Origin of the sequence: Saccharomonospora halophila 8 (assembly GCF_000383775.1) — a bacterium.
GTDB lineage: Bacteria > Actinomycetota > Actinomycetes > Mycobacteriales > Pseudonocardiaceae > Saccharomonospora > Saccharomonospora halophila.
In genome coordinates, this window is sequence record NZ_KB912548.1 from 6434 (window position 1) to 8639 (window position 2206).

Annotated in this window: 2 protein-coding genes; one reads left to right on the forward strand and one right to left on the reverse strand. The window is 69.7% G+C overall.

Annotated features, from left to right (window positions below):
* Positions 1 to 44: 44 nt before the first annotated feature.
* Positions 45 to 947 (reverse strand): lipase maturation factor family protein, encoded by a 903-nt coding sequence (locus tag SACHA_RS21630; RefSeq protein ID WP_019809774.1) that lies wholly within the window; start codon positions 945 to 947, stop codon positions 45 to 47.
* 485 nt (positions 948 to 1432) lie between these two features.
* Here SACHA_RS21630 and SACHA_RS23390 point away from each other — a divergent pair.
* A partial coding sequence (locus tag SACHA_RS23390) for a helix-turn-helix transcriptional regulator (protein WP_019809776.1) occupies positions 1433 to 2206 on the forward strand: 774 nt, incomplete at its 3' end.

Consider the following 2206-nt stretch of genomic DNA (forward strand, 5'->3'; position numbering starts at 1 on the left):
AGCGGCAGCGGAGGCCAGGGTGGTGCGACGCGGCGCGCGGCCCCTCACCGGTCCGCCCCCGTCGGGAGGCGGTCCGCCTCGGCCGTGCCGAGTGCGCGCGAGAAGTGGGCCACGGCCGGGTACGTGGCCACGAACGACCAGAAGAACCGGTTGAGGCCCATGAACCGTGCGTTGCCGACGTGGAAGGCCATGCCGCTGACCATGATCGTCCGGGCCAGCGGTCGCGGGGCGACGAGCACCAGCGGGAACAGGGCCTCGGCGACCATGACGCTCCAGGCCATCGCCCGGGCCAGTGGCCTGTTGTCCCGGGTGAGCCGGTAGAGGAACCGGTCGCCGTAGGTCTTGGTGCGGAACACGCCGGTGATCGCGTCGCCGTTCCGCCACACCGGGGAGGTCATCTTGACCACGCCGGAGGTGAAATAGGACAGACAGCTCTGCGCGGCGATGAACGCCAGCGCGGCACGACGTGCCCGCTCGTCGTTCGGGTACAGCTTCTCCAGCAGCGCCACGGTGAAGTTGATGAAGGCGAAGTGGTCGGAGCCGTCCAGGCCGTAGTTACTGCGCAGGTTGAGCGCGGCGCCGGTACCGGTCATCCCGGCCAGTGCGACACCGCGTCCCCGACGGCCCACCCCGGGGGCGAGCAGGCCCAGCCCGGACAGCAGCCGGGTCTGCATGACGGCGACCACCTGCGGGTAGCCGAGCAGCCGACCCAGGTAGCGGCCCGGGCCGCGGTTGAGCCCGAGCATCCGGGTGCGGTTGATCGGCCAGCCGAGCAGCCCGTTGTCGTCGAAGGTGCGTGCGGTGGCCAGCAGTTCGGCGGCGCTGATGGTGGCGCCGACGGTACTCAGCCGCTCGATGCGGCGGAAGGCGACGTCGATCTCGTCCCCCTCCGGCCCGCGCCGGTGCCGTGCACGGGCGGCACGGGCGCTGCGGATGCGCGACAGCATGGTCCCTCCGATCACCGCGTCGGTGCCCGGCGCCCGCCGGTGCCACCCGGTTTCCGGCCGGCGGGAGCCGACCCCGGACGGTGAGCCTAGGGAACGGGAACTCGTGGCTTCGTCCGTCAAGTAGCGGTATTGGCCACCCCGGGACTCATCCGAATGAATGATCAAACACCCGGAGTACGACGAAAGTCGCGAGTTGGGCCGATTCTGTGGCCTGTGCAGGGCGCGAGGTGGAGGGCCCTGGAGCGTTCACGATCTCGTGATGGATCAACGGCTCGGATCCGTGCTACATATCGTTTTGCATGAGTAGTCCGGTGGAGTGGAAAAGTTCAGCGTCAGAGGTCGCCGAACACACTGTCGGTAGGTGTTTCGCTTGTCGAAACGTCTGTTCGGAAGATTCCGCACTCCGGGGTGCTGCGCGCGAGGGGCGGCGCGGGTCGGCCCGACGAATCCCCCGGCACGGCGCCGGGGAGGAACAGAGGTGCTCAATGGTCGCGTTGGGGATGATCGATGATGCGCAGGACAGCGCGGTTCAACCGTTCTTCGCGTGGCTCCACGCGATGGACCTCGGCCGGTTCAACATCTCCGTCGACCACGTGTTCACCACGATCGAGCAGGCGATCCGGGAGGTCGCCCGGACCCCACCGGACGTCTGGTTGCTCCGGGCGCGGAAGGCACTCGGCTCCCGTGCGCTGTCCGAGCTGTGCGCCGACGGTGCCCGGGCCGAACCGCTGCGGCCCGTCGTGGTCGTGTGCGACGACGACGTCACCGAGATCCGGGAGGTGCTGAACCGTCAGGTGTCGGCCGTCGTGCTGGTCAACGACTCACCGTGGCAGATCACCAGCGCCATCCACGCCGCGGCCGCGCGTAAGCTCTTCCTCACCTCGCAGGTGCTGGACCAGTACCGGGACCGGGTCATCGAGCTGATCACGTCCCCACCGTCCCGGCACCTGCATGTGCTCACCAGGCGGGAGCACGACGTGCTCGCCTGTCTCGCCGAGGGCAAGTCCAACGCCGAGATCGGACGGAGCCTCTACATCAGCCGCGCCACCGTCGGTTCCCACGTGCTGAGCATCCTGCGCAAACTGGAGGTGTCGAACCGCACCGAGGCGGCGGCGCTGGCCTACCAGTACGGACTGATGGACGGCCGTTCGGTCGCCCCGGCCGCCCCCCGGGCGCCCGTCCCCCGGTCCGCCTCCGCGACGGAGTCCACCACCGCGACCGGGTCCGGTGCCGCGACGGGGTCCGCGGCCGCGCTGCAG